The following is an 18,943-nucleotide window of genomic DNA, read 5'->3' on the forward strand; positions in this document are numbered from 1 at the left end:
AAGATGAACAAGCGATACATTTGCAGCCTTCTGCGGAAAAGGTCCGGCCTGATCGGCGGGTCAAGCGGATATTTTTTCCGAAGTGACTATGACTATGTGGCACAAGGAATTGTTCTGGAGTTCGTCCCAAGGGGGCTCTATGTATGGAATTTTGTATTTCCATTGTTTGACTCCTTTGGGCCGCATCTTTCCTACAGCAGCCGAATCGCGGATCGGCCGTTTATCGGAAGGGATCAAATGGCAGACGATGATGTGGTTGAGAGCATTCTTTCATCGATCGAGCTGCGAAACGTTATTGAAGCGAAGTCTTCAATGACCTTGATGGAATTTGCATCATTTCTCGAGACGCGGGGCTTGAGAGGTGCTCACGCTCATATCAATCATGCAACTGCATTGGCGCTATTGGGGAAGACGGATCTAGCGCTGAAGTTGCTGAAGGAACTAGTCCCGGCGTTGGATGATCATGATCTGAAACTTTGCGATTCTCTAATAGTGGCCCTGAATCTTGGAGTTGAGGCGGTCAAATCGATGCTGGACGTGGTGAAGGAGAAGAATGTTAAGAAGCTGGGCGGCGCCTGATCCAAAGGTTAATCGTCCAGTGTTTCCCGGGTAGCCATCAGCCGCCAAGTGCCTGCTGCGTCTCGAACTTTATCGGGGCGGCTCGTCGCTGGAGCGGTGGCGCTGTCTTGGGTTCTAGAACATCTCGATGTGCAGGGCGACGTTTGCGCGTGTCTCGTCGTGATTGCTTTAGATCCTCTGCTTTGTATGTTCCCGCTACTGTCGCTGGAAGAAGTTCTCCATCGATGCGTTGTCATGGCTGTTTCCTATCCGGCTCATGCTGCACAGGATGTCTGCTCGCGCAGAACGCTCTGCCAGTTTTACTGGGTGAAGAGCGAATTGAGTTCGCCAGGGTTGACGATAACGAGCCGGGACTTGCTGATCTTCTTGATCGTTGGAAAGCGGTCGGCTATCCGCTGTCCGGCCTGAAGTGTTTCGGTATCGAGACCCGCTCGACCGGAAGCGTCATTCTCATCTACGCCAAGACATGGCGGATCGAGCATCTGCTGATGGCGGGCGCGGTGCTCTGAAGGACATCCCGTGCCCAGATTCCTCACCCCCGACGAGGTCTCCCTCATCCACAGGCTGCTGCCTGGGGCGACCGAGCTGTCCGAACGGTTGTTGAAGGATCTGGCGCTAGCCCAGGTGGAGGACGTGGAGGTCGTCGGATTTGGGGGTGTAGTGTTCCTGTCCAGCACGACCCAGGTCTTCGGAAGTGACATTGCCACGGCGATGCTTGCCGATGCCGACGGCGTGCCGGTGAGAGTCACCCTGTGCCTGGACAATCACGATCAGCTCTTCGAGCTGGAGCTGTGGAAGGCGGACTTCTCACCGATCATCGGCGTCGATCTGAGGGGCGCTTTCAGCGAGCATTGACGCCTGCTGAAAGCGTTCCTCGCTTAAGGGCGTTGCGCATCGCGCTCACCCTTCGGGCTGCAACCGCCCCACCGCCTGCGCGCACAACGACTGGCAGGCCATGACCAATCCCTCCATCACCCGGTCGCCCACGTACTCTTCCGGTTCGCCGTTCTGCCGCGTGCGTTCCGCCGCCAGCAGCATTTCCAGCACCACCCGCAACCCGCTCAACGCACAATCGGCATCGGCCAGAGCCAGGCAGCGCCCGGGCAGCTGGTGCCGCTCCGGCCAGGGTTGTCCGTCGGCCGCCGCACCGGAGCCGATGCGGTGGAGATTGGCAATGAAGGTGTTCCTGTCCACCGCAGGCGCAGCCTGTGGCGAACCGTCGTCGCCGGCGGTGCTGCGGTAAGCGTGCAGATGCGGGAAGTCCGATTCGTTCATGGCGAGGCTCCGTGCAGGGCAATCGGTAGCCGCCACCCGAAAGGTGGCGGGCGGTACGTGGTTCGAATCCGGGTTGGCCTCAAGCCGGCGGGCGCGAACGCCCCCAACGCACCGCCCGCCATAGCCGGCAGTCGGATTGCCAGCCGGCGCCACGCATGGTGACGCCGGCTGGCAAGCGCACTTACTCAAGGCCAACACGGGATTCGAAGCCCGGCCACCCTTTTCCGGTGGCACGCCATCTGAGCCCTTGGCGCTGTGCAATGCCAATCAGAAGAGTTGCAAACATCACTCGATTGGAGACGCTTTCGGCATTCTCCCACGCTGTTAAGCACTGCCAGCACAGGCTGGCGCGGTGATCCGCCCGCACCGTGCAATCTGCGACAGGTGTCGAGGTTGGAAGGAGGAAGGGGGCGGGTGGGGAGGGGCGATGGCGACAGGGATAACAGGACCGGTAGCGCCGGGCCACGCCCGGCGAGCCGACGGCGCATGAACATGGAGGATTCCGCCGGGCATGGCCCGGCGCTACCGATTCCGTTGTTCCTTGACGTTCCCAGCCACCAAGCGCAGGCTTGTTCAGCACGTTTCCTAAACAGAAGGAGACTTATGACCGCGACCGCTTCGCTGCACCCAACCCCCGACACTCAGGGCCGTTCCCGCCTTTGGAGTGTTTTCTGGCTGCAGGGCGTCATTCCCAGCAATATTCTGTGGGCGGTGGCCCTCTGGGCCCTGGCCAACCAGCGCACCCCGCTGCTGCTGGGGGTATTTGCCGTGCTGCTGCTCTATACCGGCTGGATCATCCCGGCGGTCTGGCGGGCGGCGCCCGCCGCGCACAACCCCAACCTGGGCGTGGCGGCGCGCGGGCTGACCGTGGCCTGGGGGCTGAACACTGTGCTGGTGATCTTCTTTCTGACCTTGCAGCTGGTGGCTCAATAGAACTGGACAGGCTCGCCGCCCCGGTCGAAGGCGGCGAAGCGGCCGATCTGACCGTCGTGGATGGCGTTGACCATCAGCTTCAGCGGGCGCGCGGCTTCGTCGCTGTTGGGTGCGAAACCACCTCTGCCATCCAGTGCCGCCACGAACACCAGGTCCCAGTCAATGCCGGTGGTGGTCGACTCGGCCGCCAGCGCCTGGAAGCTGGGCACCTCGTCCGGCAGCTTGTCCACGCACAGCACCGGCGACAGGGTGCCGCCCTCGCGGCGGTCATGCCGGTCGCGCTGGTCACCGGTGGGCGATTCGGGCAGCTCGGCGCGCACGAATACGAACAGCAAGCGTTGCGGTTCAGCCTGCTGGCCGGCGGCATGCAGCAGTTGCTGGAAATCGTTCATCATCATGAGGGTTGTCACACGCCCGCTGCACGGAAAGCCGCATGCTGCCATAACGCCTGCCGCGCGGGGCCGAAGACGATTGATTTAAGTCATGCCCATGGAACTGAAGGCCGCGTACTCTGGCAATCGTTCCAGCAGGCGAGGGTATCCGGGCCGTTCCGGGCACAGGCAAGACGGTGGAGCAACAAGGTGGACCAGCCATGAGCCAACTCACCGACGGTTTCGGACGCAGCTTTCCGTACCTGCGCCTGTCGTTGACCGAAGCCTGCAACTTCCGTTGCAGCTACTGCCTGCCCAACGGTTACCAGGCCGATGGCCGCCCGCGCTTCCTGCAGGTGGATGAAATCGCGCGTCTGGTGCGTGCGTTTGCCGCGCTGGGCATGAGCAAGATCCGCCTGACGGGTGGCGAGCCCAGCCTGCGCAAGGACCTGGATGAGATCATCGCCACCGTGGCGGCGGTGCCGGGCATCCGCAAGGTGGCCATCACCACCAACGGCACGCTGCTGCCGCGGCGCCTGCCGGGGTGGCACCGCGCCGGCCTGACCGCGCTGAACGTGAGCATGGACAGCCTGCAGCGCGAACGCTTCAGGACCATCACCGGGCATGACCGCCTGCCGGAGATCGAACAGGGCCTGGCCTTGGCGCAGGCGCTGGGCCTGCCGGCGATCAAGCTCAACGCGGTGCTGCTGCGTGGCCTGAACGACGACGAGCTGCCGCAGTGGATGGACTACCTGCGCGATCGTCCCTTCAGCGTGCGCTTCATCGAACTGATGCGCACCGGCGACAACGAAGCCTATTTCCAGCGCCACCACCTGCGCGCCGACGTGGTGATCGAGCAGCTGCTGGCGGCTGGCTGGCACGAACGGCCGCGCGCCGCCGATGCCGGTCCGGCGCGCGAGTTCGGCCACCCTGACCATCGCGGCAGCATCGGCATCATCGCCCCGTATTCACGCGACTTCTGCAAGGGCTGCAACCGCCTGCGGGTGACCGCCAAGGGCGACCTGCGGCTGTGCCTGTTCGGCGAGTTCGGCGTGCCGCTGCGCCCGCTGCTGCAGAGCGACGATGACCATGACGCACTGCTGGCACGCATCACCACACAGCTTGGCCTGAAAGCGGCCGGGCATGGACTGCACCAGGGCCAGACCGGGCTGACCCCGCACCTGGCCTCCATCGGAGGATGAGCAACACGATGAGTGGGGAATTGAATGCGGCCTTCCATATGGCCGATGTCCGCAACAAGCGCATCACCCGCCGACGTGCGGTGGCGGTGGGCGAGCTGCATGCCGGTCCAGTGGCCTATCCGCTGATCGTCGAGCGCCGCCTGCCCAAGGGCGATGCGCTGGTGATGGCCGAGATTGCCGGCCTGCAGGGCGCCAAGATGGCCTCGATGCTGATGCCGCTGTGCCATCCGCTGCCGCTGGAACTGGTGCAGGTGTTCTGCGCGCCGGTACCGGAACGGCAGGCGATCCGCGTGTGGTGCGAGTGCGCCAGCGAGGCGCGCACCGGCGTGGAGATGGAGGCACTGGCCGGCGTCAACGCGGCGCTGCTTACCCTGTACGACCTGAGCAAGCCGGTGGAACCGGCCCTGCGCATCGAAGGCATCCGCCTGCTGTTCAAGGAAGGCGGCAAGCGCGGTGTCTGGCTGCACCCCGACGGCATGGACGATGCCGAGCGCACGCGTTTCAAGCCGCGTGCGCCGAAGGGCCTGGAGGGCGCGGCCTGCGCGGTGATCACGCTGAGCGATCGCGCCAGCGACGGTACCTATGAGGATATCTCTGGCCCGACCCTGGTGACCGGCCTGAAAAAGCTGGGCGGCGAGGTGGTGGCCGCTGAGGTGTTGCCCGATGGCATCGAGCCATTGGCGGGCCGCCTGCAGGCCTTGGCCGCCGAGGGCGTGCGCCTGTGCCTGTGTACCGGTGGTACCGGGCTGGGCCCGCGTGACCTGACCCCGGAGGCGCTGCGTTCCCTGAACGCGCGGCCGGTACATGGCCTGGCGCAGATGGTGCGGGCACTGAGTGCACAGCACACGCCGATGGCCTGGCTGAGCCGCGCCGAGGTGGTGCAGCTGGGCAACATGCTGGTGTTCGCGCTGCCCGGCAGCCCGAAGGCGGCGGCGCAGTGCCTGGACATCCTGGCGCCGGTACTGGGCCACGCCCTGGCGATGGTCGAGGGGGATGGCCACGCATGATCCCCTACAGCGAAGCCCTGCAGCACTTGCTGGACGCGGCCACGCCGCTGCCGGCCGAGCATCTGCCGCTGCATGAGGCCGCGGGCCGCACGGTGGCCCGTGACATCCACAGCGGGCAGTCGTTGCCGCCGTTCGACAATTCGGCGATGGACGGCTTCGCGCTGCGCGCCAACGGCGCGACGTTCGAAGCTGGTACCGAGTTCGCTGTGCAGGGCTGGCAGGCAGCAGGCGATGCCGGCGCCGAAGGCGGCGAGGGTGCCTGGGAAATCATGACCGGTGCGCGCATGCCGGTCGGGCTGGATACGGTGGTGCCGGTCGAGAATGTGGAGATCCTCGCCAGCGAGGATGGTCGCCCGACCCGCATTGCCCTGAAGGGCACGGTAAAGCCGGGCCAGAATGTGCGCCTGCGTGGCGAGGATGTGAGCGACGGCGAGCGCGTGCTGCAGGCCGGGCAGGTGCTGGACATCAACGCGCGCGCCTTGCTGCATGCGATCGGCGTGGGCGAGGTGGCGGTGGTGGCGCGGCCAAAGGCGGCGGTGATTGCTACCGGCAAGGAGCTGGTGACCGAGGCGGCGCAGCCGCTGGCATCCGGGCAGATTCGTGACAGCAACCGGCCGTATCTGGTCGGCCGCCTGCAGGCCGCCGGTGCCGAGGTGGTCTGGCAGGGCACGGTGGGCGATGAGGTGGCGGCGTTCAACGCGGTCCTGGATGAAGCGCTGGAAGCGGGTGCGCAGCTGTTGATCAGCACAGGCGCGGTGTCGGCCGGCCGCTACGATTTCATTCCCGACGCGCTTCGCGGCCGGGGTGCGCGCATCGTGTTCCACAAGGTGGCAATCCGCCCGGGCAAGCCGTTGCTGTTTGCAGTGCTGCCCAACGGCGCGCTGTATTTCGGCCTGCCGGGCAATCCGGTCTCCGCTGCCGTGGGCCAGCGCTTCTTCATCGAGCCAGTGCTGCGCCGCCTGCTGGGGCTGGCACCGGAGCCGGTGCTGACGTTGCCGCTGCAGGCCGACGTGCGCACGCCGCCGGGCCTGCGCTTCCACGCGCGGGCGCGGGTGGAAGTGGATGCGCAGGGTCGCCTGAGTGCGCGCGTGCTGGCCGGGCAGGAGTCGTTCCGTTTGATGTCCATGCTGCAGGCCAACGCCTGGGTGGTGCTGGAGGCTGAGGGTGACCTGGCCAGCGCCGGCACCTACGTGCGCGTGCAGGGCTGGGGTCACCACGAACCGGTGCAGCTGGTGAGCCAGGAGTCATGATGAAACAGGTGAATCTGCAGTTGTTCGGTGCATTTTCCGATCTGGATGCCAGCCGCGAGATTGCCGTGGATGTGGCCGGTGGCACCGTGGCCGATCTGCGCCAGGCGCTGCGCGAGCTGCTGCCGCTGCGTTGGCCGGGATTCCGTGCCGGCCTGCTGGATTATTCGGCGTTCGCCGACCAGCAACGCGTGCTGCGCGACCACGAGGCGCTGCCCGAGGATGGCCGTGTGGCGATCCTGCCCCCGGTGAGCGGGGGCTGAGCGATGAGCGAGAAGATCATCGCGAAGGTGGTGGACCGCGCGCAGGCGGCGATCGATCCGGCCGAAGGCATCGCGGCGGTATCCGATCCGGGCTTCGGTGGCATCGATGTGTTCATCGGCAAGGTGCGCGACGTCAACATCGGCCGGCCGGTGACCGGGATCACCTACGACCTGTTCGAGCCGCTGGTGTTGAACGAGTTCAAGCGGTTGGCCGCCGAGGTCGAGGCGACGTTTGGCCCGAAGCTGATACTGTATGTGGCCCATGCCAAGGGCCGGTTGGGCATTGGTGATGTGGCGGTGGTGGTGGCCGCCGGCAGCCCGCACCGGGACGAGGCGTTCCGCGCCTGCCGGCAGTTGATCGAGGTGGTCAAGCACCAGTGCCCGATCTGGAAGCAGGAGCATTACGAGGACGGCGACAGCGCGTGGAGCGAGGGTTGCAGCCTGTGTCACGTGGACAGCGAACCCGGACATGCCGATGACCATGCGCATGATCATCAACATTGATGCCGACGCAGCCACGCATGGCGTGGCTCTACTGCGATGAGCATCAACGGCATCGTACTGGCCGGTGGCCTGTCCAGCCGGATGGGTCGCGACAAGGCACTGCTGCCGTGGCAGGGCCGCACGCTGCTGGAACACATGCGTGGCCTGTTGATGCAGGCTGGCGCCGAACGGGTATGGGTAAGCGGTGACTATCCGACCTTCGGTGGCATCCCCGATCAGGTTGCGCGCTGCGGCCCACTGGGAGGGTTGCACAGCGTGATGCAGCAGATGCCCGACAGCCCGGCCTGGGTGGTAGCGGTGGATACGCCGTTGCTGGCGCCACGGCTGCTGCAACGGCTGGCTGCCGAGGGGCGGGGCGCGTGCACGATCTTTGACGGGCATCCCTTTCCCATGCTGTTGAATGTGGACAATGCCACTCGTAGCGTGCTGGCCGCGATGCTGGATGATGCGGAAGGGCCGCGCTCTGTACAGGCGTTCCAGCGTCGCCTGCAGATGCACGTGCTGGCGCTTGAAAGCGTTGACGAAGCCTGCCTGGTCAACTGCAATACCCCCGAACAATGGGAGGATGTTGCGTCATGAAAGTGCAGTTGCAGGACCAATCGGTACGGCTTCGCCTGGATGAGGCCGAACTGGCGCGCCTGCTGGCCGGTGAATCGGTCGAGAACATGACCCGCTTCGGCGGTATCGAGGGCTGGGGCATGGCGGTGTCGCTGCATGGCGGCGATCAACCGGTACTGCTCGATGGTGGCACCTTCTGCCGCCTGGTACTGCCGCGCTCGGCAGTTGAGGCCTTGGCGGCACGGCTGCCGTGCCGGGATGGCCTGCCATTCGACATTGCCCTGGAAGATGGCAGCCAGCTTCAGCTGCAGTTCGATGTAGACGTGCGCGATAGCGTGCGCCAGCGCGGAGTCACGCGCCGCAATACCGCTTCATCGATTTGACATTTGTCAGGGGCAGGGTGGAAACCGGCTCCTGATTGATCCAGATCAACCCCGTCGTAGTTGCTGCACGGCCTAATGGCTGCATGACGACGGGTCACAACTTGAAAGCAATACCCACGTCATTCCACAGCCTTGGAGCCATGTATGACCGTCGGTAGCGATCCTGTTGTCCGCAGCACTGCCCGTCCGGGTCGCGTCATCAGCGACTGGACGCCGGAGGACCCCGGCTATTGGGAGCGCACCGGCAAGCGGGTTGCCACCCGCAACCTGGTCATTTCGATCCCCTCGCTGCTGCTGGCCTTCTCGGTCTGGGTGCTGTTCTCGGCGGTGTCGATCAGCCTGCCGAAGATCGGCTTCAACTTCAGTACCGACCAGCTGTTCTGGCTGGTGGCGCTGCCCAGCCTGTCCGGCGCAACCCTGCGCATCTTCTATTCGTTCGTGATCCCGATCTTCGGCGGCCGCCGCTGGACCGCGCTGTCCACCGCGTCGCTGCTGGCGCCGACGCTCTGGCTCGGCTTTGCGGTGCAGGACCCGGCCACGCCGTACTGGGTGTTCGTGGCCATCGCGATCCTGTGTGGCTTCGGCGGCGCGAACTTCTCGTCGTCGATGTCCAACATCTCCTTCTTCTACCCCAAGCAGAAGCAGGGCCTGGCGCTGGGCCTGAACGCCGGCCTGGGCAATGTGGGCGTGTCGGTGGCGCAGGCGGTGATCCCGCTGGTCATCACCGTAGGCGTGTTCGGTGCGCTGGGTGGTGCACCGCAGCCCGCGGTGGAGGGTGGGGCACCGCTGTTCCTGCAGAACGCCGGCTTCATCTGGGTGCCGGCCATCGCGCTGTGCGCCATCGCGGCCTGGTTCGGCATGAACGACCTGACCAGCGCCCGCTCGTCGTTCTCCGAGCAGGCGGTGATCTTCCGCCGCAAGCACAACTGGCTGATGTGCTGGTTGTACATCGGCACCTTCGGTTCCTACATCGGTTTCTCGGCCGGCTTCCCGATGCTGGTGAAGAGCCAGTTCCCGGACGTGAACCCGCTGGCCTACGCCTTCATCGGCCCGCTGCTGGGCGCGCTGATGCGTTCGGTGGGCGGCAGCATGGCCGACCGCTGGGGTGGCGCCCGCCTGACCTTCTGGGTGTTCGCGCTGATGATCGCGGCGGTGTTCGGCGTGCTGCACTTCCTGCCCAGCCATGGCCAGGGCGGCAACTTCCATGGCTTCCTGCTCAGCTTCATGGCGCTGTTCGTGCTCAGTGGCATCGGCAACGGCACCACCTTCCGCATGATCCCGGTGATCTTCCGCACCCTGCATGAGCGCTGGTCGGCCAACGACAACGCCGAGGGCAAGGCCACGGCCGCACACCAGGCCAGCATCGAGTCGGCCGCGGTGGTCGGTTTCTCCGGTGCGATCGGTGCCTACGGCGGTTTCTTCATTCCCAAGAGCTACGGCTCGTCCATTACGTTGACCGGCAGCCCCGACATGGCGCTGTACGGATTCGTTGTTTTCTATGTCACCTGCCTGGCCGTGACCTGGTGGTGGTACTACCGGCGCGGTGCCGAGACACCCTGCTGACGACATGAAAACGCACCGCAGCCAGATGACACACACAGCCACGATGCCGATGTCCGCAAAGGGAGATCCCCGATGAGTTATTTCCTCGATCGCTTGCAGTTCTTCAAGCGTGACCCCCAGACCTTTGCCGATGGCCATGGTTTTGCCAAGAGCGAGGGCCGCGACTGGGAAAACAGTTACCGCGCCCGCTGGCAGTACGACAAGATCGTACGTTCCACACACGGCGTGAACTGCACCGGCTCCTGCAGCTGGAAGATCTACGTCAAGAACGGCCTGGTCACCTGGGAAACCCAGCAGACCGATTACCCGCGCACGCGCCCGGACCTGCCCAACCATGAACCACGTGGCTGCCCGCGTGGCGCCAGCTATTCCTGGTACCTGTACAGCGCCAACCGGCTGAAGTACCCGCTGATCCGCGGCACGCTGCTGCGCCTGTGGCGCGAAGCCCGCAAGAGCAAGGCCCCGGTCGATGCCTGGGCCAGCATCGTGGAGGACAAGGAGAAGGCGCGCTCGTACAAGACCCGCCGCGGCATGGGTGGCTTTGTGCGCCTGCAGTGGGAAGAGGCCAACGAGATCATCGCCGCCTCCAACCTGTATACGGTGAAGCAGTACGGCCCGGACCGCGTGGTCGGCTTCTCGCCGATTCCGGCGATGTCGATGGTGTCCTACGCTGCCGGTGCGCGATACCTGTCGCTGCTGGGTGGCGCCTGCCTGTCCTTCTACGACTGGTACTGCGACCTGCCGCCGGCCTCGCCGCAGATATGGGGCGAGCAGACCGACGTGCCCGAGTCGGCCGACTGGTACAACAGCCGCTACATCATCGCCTGGGGCTCGAACGTGCCGCAGACGCGTACGCCCGATGCACATTTCTTCACCGAGGCGCGCTACAACGGCACCAAGACGGTGGCGATCTGCCCGGACTATTCCGAGCTGGCCAAGCTGACCGACCACTGGCTGCACCCCAAGCAGGGCACCGACGCGGCGCTGGCCTTTGCCTTCGGCCATGTGATCCTGCGCGAGTTCCATGTCGATTCGCCCTCGCAGTATTTCCAGGACTACTGCCGCCAGTACTCGGACATGCCGATGCTGGTGCGCCTTGAGCGCCGCGACGATGGCCGCCTGGTGGCGGGCCGCTTCCTGCGTGCCAGTGAGCTGGGCGGACTGGGTGAAGCCAACAACCCGGACTGGAAGACCCTGGCCTACGACGAGAACAGTGGCCAGATCGTGGTGCCCAATGGCTCCATCGGTTTCCGCTGGGGTGAAAAGGGCCGCTGGAACATCGAAGAGAAGGCCAGCAATGGCGCCGACACACGCCTGCGCCTGAGCTTGTCCGACGCCAACGACGGCATCGAGGCGGTGAGCTTCCCGTACTTCGGTGGCATTGAAAGCGACGGCTGGACTGCCGCGCCGGCCGAAGACGTACTGGACCGCAACATTCCGGTGCGCCGGCTGGTCACGGTCGACGGCGGCGAGACGCTGGTGGCCACGGTCTACGACCTGCTGCTGGCCCAGCACGGCGTGGACCGTGGCTTTGGCGGCGGCAACGTGGCATCGAGCTTCGATGACATGGTGCCGGGCACGCCGGCGTGGCAGGAGCGCATCACCGGCGTGTCGCGCGCCGAGGTGATCGAGATCGCCCGCGAGTTCGCGCGTACCGCCGACAAGACCCATGGCCGTTCGATGATCATCGTCGGCGCGGGCATGAACCACTGGTTCCACAACGACATGAACTACCGCGGCCTGATCAACATGCTGATCATGTGCGGTTGCGTGGGCCAGACCGGTGGCGGCTGGGCGCATTACGTGGGCCAGGAAAAGCTGCGCCCGCAGACCGGCTGGCAGCCGCTCGCGTTCGGGCTGGACTGGAGCAAGCCGCCGCGCCACATGAACGGCACCTCGTTCTTCTACTTCAACACCGGGCAGTGGCGCTACGAGAAGCTGCAGGTGGACGAGCTGCTGTCGCCGCTGGCCGATGCCAGCAAGTACGGCGGCAGCCTGGCTGACCTGAACCTGCGCGCGGTGCGCATGGGCTGGCTGCCGAGCACCCCGCAGCTCGACCGCAACCCGCTGCAGCTGGTACGCGAGGCCGAAGCGGCCGGCGTGGCCCCGGCGGACTACGCGCTGGGCAAGTTCAAGGACGGCTCGCTGGACTTCGCCTTCGCCGACCCGGACGCCAGCCAGAACCACCCGCGCATGATGTTCATCTGGCGCTCGAACCTGCTCGGTTCCTCGGGCAAGGGCCATGAGTACATGCTGCGGCACCTGCTGGGTACGCGCCACGGGCTGCAGGGCAAGGACCTGGGCGAAATGGGCGCAGTGAAGCCGCAGGAGGTGAAGTGGCGCGACGAGGCGCCGGAAGGCAAGCTGGACCTGCTGGTCACGCTCGACTTCCGAATGTGCACCACCGCGCTGTACTCGGACATCGTGCTGCCGACCGCGACCTGGTACGAGAAGGACGATCTCAATACCTCGGACATGCATCCCTTCATCCACCCGCTGTCCAAGGCGGTGGACCCTGCGTGGGAATCGCGCAGTGACTGGGACATCTTCAAGGAGGTGGCCCGCACCGTGAGCGAGATGGCGCCGGGCGTGCTGGGCGTGGAGAAGGACCTGGTGCTGGTGCCGACCCTGCACGACACCCCCAACGAGCTGGGCATGCCGTTCGGCGTGGCCGACTGGAAGAAGGGCGAGTGCGAGGCCATTCCGGGCCAGACCATGCCGTCGATGACGGTGGTGGAGCGTGACTACCCGAACCTGTACCGCAAGTTCACCTCGCTCGGCCCGCTGCTGGACAAGCAGGGCAACGGCGGCAAGGGCATGAGCTGGGATACCAGGCACGAGGTCGAGTTCCTCGGCAAGTTGAACCACACCGTGCACGAAGAAGGCGTAAGCCAGGGCCGCCCGGCCATCTCGACCGCGATCGACGCGGCCGAAGTGATCCTGCACCTGGCGCCGGAAACCAACGGCCATGTGGCAGTGAAGGCGTGGGAATCGCTGGGCACCTTCACCGGGCGCGAGCACACCCACCTGGCCGTGGGCAAGGAGCACGAGGCGATCCGCTTCCGTGACATCCAGGCACAGCCGCGCAAGATCATTTCCTCTCCGATCTGGTCGGGCCTGGAAGACGACAACGTCAGCTACAACGCCGGCTACACCAACGTGCACGAGCTGATTCCGTGGCGCACGGTGACCGGTCGCCAGCAGTTCTACCAGGACCACGAGTGGATGATCGACTTCGGCGAGGCCTTCATGAGCTACCGGCCGCCGGTCAACACGCGCACGGTGGAGCCGCTGCTGAACCAGCGCCCGAACGGCAACAAGGAGATCGTGCTGAACTGGATCACCCCGCACCAGAAGTGGGGCATCCACAGCACCTACAGCGACAACCTGATCATGCAGACACTGTCGCGTGGCGGCCCGATCGTGTGGATCAGCGAGGACGACGCGCGCAGTGCCGGCATCGTCGACAACGACTGGATCGAGCTGTTCAACGTCAACGGTGCGATCGCCGCCCGTGCGGTGGTCAGCCAGCGCGTGATGCCGGGCATGGCGATGATGTACCACGCCCAGGAACGCATCATCAACGTGCCGGGCTCGGAGATTTCCGGCACCCGTGGTGGTATCCACAACTCGGTGACCCGCATCGTGCTCAAGCCGACCCACATGATCGGTGGCTACGCGCAGCTGGCCTATGGCTTCAACTACTACGGCACCTGCGGTACCAACCGCGATGAGTTCGTGATCGTGCGCAAGATGGACAAGGTGGATTGGCTAGATGGCGAGGCCGTACCGGCCGCCGCCAAGGAGGTGGTGTGATGAAGGTCCGTGCACAGATCGCGATGGTGCTGAACCTGGACAAGTGCATCGGCTGCCACACCTGCTCGATCACCTGCAAGAACGTCTGGACCTCGCGCGAGGGTGTCGAGTACGCCTGGTTCAACAACGTTGAAACCAAGCCGGGCATCGGCTATCCGAAGGAATGGGAGAACCAGGAGAAGTGGAACGGCGGCTGGGTGCGTACCGGCAGCGGCAAGCTGGTGCCACGCGCTGGCGGTCGCTGGCGGATGCTGGCCAAGATCTTCGCCAACCCGGACCTGCCGCAGATCGACGATTACTACGAGCCGTTCGACTTCGACTACCAGAACCTGCACACCGCCAAGGACAGCCAGCACCAGCCGACCGCGCGGCCGCGTTCGCTGATCAGTGGCGAGCGCATGCAGAAGATCGAGTGGGGCCCCAACTGGGAGGAGATCCTCGGTTCGGAGTTCAGCAAGCGCTCGCGCGACTACAACTTCGACCAGGTGCAGAAGGAGATCTACGGCGCCTTCGAGAAGACCTTCATGATGTACCTGCCGCGTCTGTGCGAGCACTGCCTGAACCCGGCGTGCGTGTCGGCGTGCCCATCAGGCGCGATCTACAAGCGCGAGGAAGACGGCATCGTGCTGATCGACCAGGACAAGTGCCGTGGCTGGCGCATGTGCGTGTCGGCCTGCCCGTACAAGAAGATCTACTACAACTGGAAGAGCGGCAAGTCGGAGAAGTGCATCTTCTGCTATCCGCGCATCGAGATGGGTGAGCCGACCGTGTGCTCGGAAACCTGCGTGGGCCGCATCCGCTACCTGGGCGTGATGCTGTACGACGCCGATCGCATCGCCGAGGCCGCCTCGGTGCCGGCCGAGAAGGACCTGTACCAGGCCCACCTGGACATCTTCCTGGACCCGAACGATCCGGCGGTGATCGCCGCCGCGCGCAAGGAGGGCATCCCGGACAGCTGGCTGGAGTCGGCCAAGCAGTCGCCGGTGTACAAGCTGGCGATCGACTGGAAGCTGGCGCTGCCGCTGCACCCGGAATACCGCACGCTGCCGATGGTCTGGTACGTGCCGCCGCTGTCGCCGATCCAGTCCGCCGCCGAGCGTGGCCGCGTGGGCATGAGCGGCGAGCTGCCGGACGTGGCGTCGCTGCGCATTCCGATGCGCTACCTGGCCAACCTGCTGACGGCCGGTGACGAGGCGCCGGTGGTACGCGCGCTGGAGCGGCTGATGGCGATGCGTGCCTGGCGCCGGGCCAAGAACGTGGACGGCGTGGAAGATACCGCCGTGCTGGAACAGACCGGGCTGAGCATCGCCCAGGTGGAAGAGATGTACCGCTACTTGGCCATCGCCAACTACGAGGACCGTTTCGTGATTCCGACCGGCCACCGCGAGTACGCCAACGACGCCTTCGGCGAGCGCGGCGGCTGCGGCTTCACCTTCGGCAACGGCTGCAATGGTGACAGCCCGGCCGACCTGTTCGGCCAGCGCAAGACCACCACCTTCGTGGTGGACAAGGGCCCGAACCACCGCCGCAAGGAGGTGGTGTGATGAGCGTGCTCAAGCTGGTCGGGGTGCTGCTGGACTACCCCCGTGAAGAACTGTGGCAGCACGGCGAGGAACTGCTCGCCGCCTGCGACGCCCCGGCGTTGAATGCCGCCCGCCGCCAGCAGCTGCGCAGCTTCGTGCAGCAGCTGCTGGCCACCGATGCGCTGGATGCGCAGGCGGCGTGGCTGGCCAGTTTCGATCGCGGCCGCTCGATGAGCCTGCTGCTGTTCGAACACATCCATGGCGAGTCGCGCGACCGCGGCCAGGCCATGGTCGACCTGGTCGAAACCTACCGCCGCAACGGCTTCGAACTGGATGCCCGCGAGCTGCCGGACTACCTGCCGCTGCTGCTGGAGTTCCTGGCCCATCGCCCCGGCAGCGAGGCCCGCGAGTGGCTGCACCACATCGGCCATATCGCCGGGATGCTGGCGGCGCGTGCCGCCGAGCGTGAGCTGCCGCACCGGGCGCTGTTCGAGATCCTGGTCGAAGCCGGTGATGGCAAGGCCGATCTGCAGGCGCTGCGCCAGCGTGCCAGCGAGGAAGTCCGCGACGATACCGCCGAGGCCATGGATCGCTTGTGGGAGGAGGAGGCGGTGCGCTTCGGCGCCGAAGCCCCCGCCGAAGACTGCAAGCCGCCCGTGCGTTCGCCGGCCCGTCCTTCGCATCGAGAGGTCCAGCCATGAGTTACTCCCTGCATCAATTCGCCTTCCAGTACTACCCGTACATCGCCGTGGCGGTGCTACTGATCGGCAGCTGGGCCCGCTATGACAAGGCCATGTACACCTGGCGCACCGGCTCCAGCCAGATGCTGTCGGACAAGGGCATGCGGATCGGCAGCAACTGCTTCCACATCGGCATCCTGGCCATCCTCGGTGGCCATCTGGTCGGCCTGCTGACCCCGCACGCGGTGTACGAGCACTTCATCACCTCCTCGCAGAAGCAGATGCTGGCGATGGTGGTCGGTGGTGTGTTCGGCGCACTGTGCTTCATCGGCATCAGCATCCTGCTGGTACGCCGCCTGTTCAACGCGCGCGTGCGGGCCACCGGCAGCTTCGGTGACACCCTGGTACTGGTGCTGCTGTTCGCGCAGCTGTGCCTGGGCCTGTACAGCATCCGCATCTCGTCCGGGCACCTGGACGGCGGGGTGATGGTGCAGCTGGCCGAGTGGGCGCAGCACATCGTGACCTTCCGCGCCGGTGCCGCTGATTACATCGAGGGCGTCAGCTGGGTCTACAAGATGCATATCTTCCTGGGCCTGACCCTGTTCCTGATCGCGCCGTTCACCCGCCTGGTGCACGTGTGGAGCATTCCGATCAGCTACCTGTGGAGGCCCTACCAAGTGGTGCGCCGCCGCCAGGCCACGCTGCGCTACGGTCCGCGGGAGTAAGCCATGGGCAGCCTGCCGAAATTCCTGCCGATCACCGTGATCGACTCCGCCGCACCGGTTCCCGCCGAGGCGCATTCGCACCACCATGACGCGGCGGCACAGGGGCCGCGCTCGCTCGGGCAGCCGGCACCGTGCCGGCTGTTCGTGGACGAGACCGCGATCAGCGAGGCTGACATCGCCCGCGAGATGCAGCACCACCGGGCGATGCGCCCGGAGCAGTCTCGTGCTGAAGCGGCACGTGCACTGGTGGTGCGTGAGCTGCTGCGCCTGGAAGCGCAGCGGCTTGGGCTGCAGGCGCCGGAGGGCAACCGGGTAAGCGACGAGGAAGTGCTGATCCAGCAACTGCTGGAAGATGCGATCGAAGACCGCGTGCCGACCGATGAAGACTGCCGCCGCTACTTCGAGCAGAACCCGGAGCGCTTCCGCTCGCCCGACCGCGTGCGCCTGCGCCATATCCTGCTGGCCGCGCCGGCCGACGACGTGGCTGGGCGCTTCGCCGCACGTACCGAGGGCGAGCGGCTGGTCGGGCTGCTGAAGGAGTCGCCGCACCTGTTCGCCGATTTCGCCTTGCGCCATTCGCGTTGCCCATCCAGCAGCGAAGGCGGCGACCTGGGCTGGCTGCGGCGCGGGCAGACCACGCCGGAGTTCGACCGCCAGGTGTTCCGCCTGCGCGAGGGCCTGGCCGGTTTCCCGGTGGAATCACGCTGGGGCTACCACGTGGTCTGCGTCGATGCCCGCGAGGAAGGCCAGCCGCAGCCGTTCGAGGCGGTGCTGCCGCAGCTGCGTGACTACCTGGAGCTGCAGGTGCGCCAGCGTGAAGTGCAGGCCTACCTGCTGCAGCTGCAGGAACGCTACCCGGTGCGCGGGCTGGATGAGATCGAAGCCGAAGCGGATATCGGCTGAACCCCCCCTTGAACCAGGAGAATTCATGAACCAGGCTCTTGCCCCCGCCAGTGCCGGGCAGCAGCAACGTGCGCTGTGGCTGAGCACGTTCGCCTTCACCGTGTGCTTTGCGGTGTGGATGATCTTTTCGATCATAGGCATCCAGATCAGTCAACAGCTCGGCTTGAATGACACCCAGTTCGGCCTGTTGATCGCCACCCCGGTGCTGACCGGCTCGGTCAGCCGGGTCTTCCTCGGCATCTGGTCCGATCAATTCGGTGGCCGCAAGGTGATGGTGCTGGTGATGCTGTGTGGCGCAGTGGCCACCTGGATGCTGACCTATGCGCAGACCTACACCCAGTTCCTGACTGCCGCGCTGTGCGTGGGCATCGCCGGCGGCAACTTCTCGGTGGGCGTGGCCTACGTCTCCAAGTGGTTCCCGGCCAGCAAGCAGGGCACCGCGCTGGGCATCTTCGGTGCCGGCAACATCGGCTCGGCGGTGACCAAGCTGCTGGCGCCGCTGGTGATGGTGGCGGCCGGCTGGACCATGGTCGCCAAGGTCTGGGCCGTTGCGCTGGCCGTCACGGCGGTGCTGTTCTTCCTCTTCAGCAAGGAAGACCCGTCGCTGGAGCAGCGCCGCCGCGAGGGCGTGAAGCCGGTGCCGTTCGCCGAGCAGATGGCGCCGCTGAAGAACCTGCAGGTCTGGCGGTTCTCGCTGTACTACTTCTTCGTGTTCGGCGGCTTCGTGGCGCTGGCGCTGTGGCTGCCGCACTACCTGGTGGGCGCCTATGGCATGGACGTGGGCCACGCCGGCATGTTGGCGGCGTGCTATTCGATCCCGGCCAGCCTGTTCCGCGTGGTCGGTGGCTGGATGTCGGACCGGATGGGCGCGCGCCGGGTGATGTACTGGACCTTCGGCGTGTCGGCCATCTGCACCTTCCTGCTGGCCTACCCGGATACCGAGTATGTGGTGAAGGGCATCCATGGCCCGATCCACTTCCATCTGGCCATCGGGGTGGTGATGTTCACCGTGCTGGTGTTCGTGCTGGGCTTCTTCATGTCGTTGGGCAAGGCCGCAGTCTACAAGCATATTCCGGTGTACTACCCAAAGCACGTGGGTGCGGTGGGCGGCGTGGTCGGCATGATCGGTGGCCTGGGTGGCTTCATCCTGCCGATCGTGTTTGGCGCGCTGAATGACGCGGTGGGCATCTGGAGCAGCTGCTTCATGCTGCTGTTCGTGCTGGTGGCGGCTGCACTGGCGTGGATGCACTTTGCGATCCGTCGCATGGAACGCCGCCACTTCCCGCAGATCGACCGCGAAACCGATCTGCCCGAAGCCATCGATGCGGCCGCCGCCGAGCGGGTGCGCGGCGGGTGAAGGTGTTTGCCGGCCAGCGGTCAGCACTACCAAACGGTGGGTGAAGGAGTAGTG

The 18,943-nt window shown here is 65.5% G+C and carries 19 protein-coding genes and 1 pseudogene; 17 read left to right on the forward strand and 3 right to left on the reverse strand.

The annotated features are described in order from the left end of the window. Positions 1-3: 3 nt before the first annotated feature. Positions 4-579 (forward strand): hypothetical protein, encoded by a 576-nt coding sequence (locus tag ACTJJM_RS00450; protein ID WP_224328223.1) that lies wholly within the window; start codon positions 4-6, stop codon positions 577-579. A 37-nt stretch (positions 580-616) separates the two neighbouring features. On the opposite strand, the pseudogene ACTJJM_RS00455 reads toward ACTJJM_RS00450, so the two are convergent. Beyond that, positions 617-878 (reverse strand): annotated as a pseudogene (locus tag ACTJJM_RS00455) (IS3 family transposase); the annotation flags it as partial. A 220-nt stretch (positions 879-1,098) separates the two neighbouring features. Here ACTJJM_RS00455 and ACTJJM_RS00460 point away from each other — a divergent pair. Then, entirely contained in the window at positions 1,099-1,434 is a 336-nt protein-coding gene (locus tag ACTJJM_RS00460; protein WP_197597706.1) for a DUF6984 family protein, read from the forward strand. A gap of 45 nt (positions 1,435-1,479) precedes the next feature. On the opposite strand, the gene ACTJJM_RS00465 is transcribed toward ACTJJM_RS00460, so the two are convergent. After that, the gene (locus ACTJJM_RS00465; RefSeq protein WP_440865035.1) at positions 1,480-1,854 is read right to left on the reverse strand and encodes a hypothetical protein; all 375 of its coding nucleotides are present in this window, start codon (positions 1,852-1,854) and stop codon (positions 1,480-1,482) included. A 603-nt stretch (positions 1,855-2,457) separates the two neighbouring features. Between ACTJJM_RS00465 and ACTJJM_RS00470 the strand changes: the two genes are divergently transcribed. Next, positions 2,458-2,787, forward strand: coding sequence for a hypothetical protein (locus ACTJJM_RS00470; protein ID WP_010485292.1), 330 nt, complete (start codon positions 2,458-2,460; stop codon positions 2,785-2,787). Here the strand turns inward: ACTJJM_RS00470 and ACTJJM_RS00475 are convergent. After that, complete coding sequence (locus ACTJJM_RS00475) at positions 2,781-3,185, reverse strand: hypothetical protein (RefSeq protein ID WP_019337817.1); 405 nt, start codon at positions 3,183-3,185, stop codon at positions 2,781-2,783. The two genes, ACTJJM_RS00470 and ACTJJM_RS00475, sit on opposite strands and share 7 nt — an antisense overlap. A gap of 194 nt (positions 3,186-3,379) precedes the next feature. Here ACTJJM_RS00475 and moaA point away from each other — a divergent pair, with 194 nt between their 5' ends. From moaA to ACTJJM_RS00545, 14 genes are all read left to right on the forward strand, one after another. Then, entirely contained in the window at positions 3,380-4,360 is a 981-nt protein-coding gene (gene moaA / locus ACTJJM_RS00480; RefSeq protein WP_010485296.1) for a GTP 3',8-cyclase MoaA, read from the forward strand. Between the two features lie 8 nt (positions 4,361-4,368). Continuing rightward, complete coding sequence (gene moaCB / locus ACTJJM_RS00485; protein ID WP_054171908.1) at positions 4,369-5,367, forward strand: bifunctional molybdenum cofactor biosynthesis protein MoaC/MoaB; 999 nt, start codon at positions 4,369-4,371, stop codon at positions 5,365-5,367. Further along, positions 5,364-6,617: a molybdopterin molybdotransferase MoeA gene (locus ACTJJM_RS00490; protein WP_054171907.1), complete on the forward strand. Its 1,254-nt coding sequence runs from the start codon at positions 5,364-5,366 to the stop codon at positions 6,615-6,617. Before moaCB ends, ACTJJM_RS00490 begins: the two co-directional genes overlap by 4 nt. Continuing rightward, on the forward strand, positions 6,617-6,877 hold the full coding sequence (locus tag ACTJJM_RS00495) for a MoaD/ThiS family protein (protein WP_019659891.1): 261 nt from the start codon (positions 6,617-6,619) through the stop codon (positions 6,875-6,877). Before ACTJJM_RS00490 ends, ACTJJM_RS00495 begins: the two co-directional genes overlap by 1 nt. 3 nt (positions 6,878-6,880) lie before the next feature. Further along, entirely contained in the window at positions 6,881-7,381 is a 501-nt protein-coding gene (locus ACTJJM_RS00500) for a molybdenum cofactor biosynthesis protein MoaE (protein ID WP_019659890.1), read from the forward strand. A gap of 36 nt (positions 7,382-7,417) precedes the next feature. Further along, positions 7,418-7,960 carry a molybdenum cofactor guanylyltransferase gene (gene mobA / locus ACTJJM_RS00505; protein WP_019659889.1) on the forward strand — a complete coding sequence of 181 codons (543 nt, stop codon included), beginning with the start codon at positions 7,418-7,420 and terminating at the stop codon, positions 7,958-7,960. Next, a complete protein-coding gene (locus tag ACTJJM_RS00510) occupies positions 7,957-8,322 on the forward strand; it encodes a DUF7009 family protein (protein ID WP_010485308.1) in 366 nt (121 codons plus the stop codon). The genes mobA and ACTJJM_RS00510 overlap by 4 nt, the downstream gene beginning before the upstream one ends. 144 nt (positions 8,323-8,466) lie before the next feature. After that, positions 8,467-9,885: a NarK family nitrate/nitrite MFS transporter gene (locus tag ACTJJM_RS00515; RefSeq protein ID WP_019337810.1), complete on the forward strand. Its 1,419-nt coding sequence runs from the start codon at positions 8,467-8,469 to the stop codon at positions 9,883-9,885. 72 nt (positions 9,886-9,957) lie between these two features. Beyond that, on the forward strand, positions 9,958-13,701 hold the full coding sequence (locus tag ACTJJM_RS00520; RefSeq protein WP_241888139.1) for a nitrate reductase subunit alpha: 3,744 nt from the start codon (positions 9,958-9,960) through the stop codon (positions 13,699-13,701). Beyond that, positions 13,701-15,245 carry a nitrate reductase subunit beta gene (gene narH / locus ACTJJM_RS00525; protein ID WP_019659887.1) on the forward strand — a complete coding sequence of 515 codons (1,545 nt, stop codon included), beginning with the start codon at positions 13,701-13,703 and terminating at the stop codon, positions 15,243-15,245. The genes ACTJJM_RS00520 and narH overlap by 1 nt, the downstream gene beginning before the upstream one ends. Next, on the forward strand, positions 15,245-15,925 hold the full coding sequence (narJ, locus tag ACTJJM_RS00530; protein WP_143993734.1) for a nitrate reductase molybdenum cofactor assembly chaperone: 681 nt from the start codon (positions 15,245-15,247) through the stop codon (positions 15,923-15,925). Before narH ends, narJ begins: the two co-directional genes overlap by 1 nt. Beyond that, positions 15,922-16,629: a respiratory nitrate reductase subunit gamma gene (gene narI / locus ACTJJM_RS00535; RefSeq protein ID WP_010485313.1), complete on the forward strand. Its 708-nt coding sequence runs from the start codon at positions 15,922-15,924 to the stop codon at positions 16,627-16,629. The genes narJ and narI overlap by 4 nt, the downstream gene beginning before the upstream one ends. Before the next feature lie 3 nt (positions 16,630-16,632). After that, positions 16,633-17,532 (forward strand): peptidylprolyl isomerase, encoded by a 900-nt coding sequence (locus ACTJJM_RS00540; protein ID WP_440865036.1) that lies wholly within the window; start codon positions 16,633-16,635, stop codon positions 17,530-17,532. A gap of 25 nt (positions 17,533-17,557) precedes the next feature. Next, entirely contained in the window at positions 17,558-18,889 is a 1,332-nt protein-coding gene (locus tag ACTJJM_RS00545) for an MFS transporter (RefSeq protein ID WP_143993735.1), read from the forward strand. The last annotated feature ends 54 nt before the right edge of the window (positions 18,890-18,943 follow it).

This window comes from Stenotrophomonas sp. 22692 (assembly GCF_052045015.1).
GTDB lineage: Bacteria > Pseudomonadota > Gammaproteobacteria > Xanthomonadales > Xanthomonadaceae > Stenotrophomonas > Stenotrophomonas geniculata.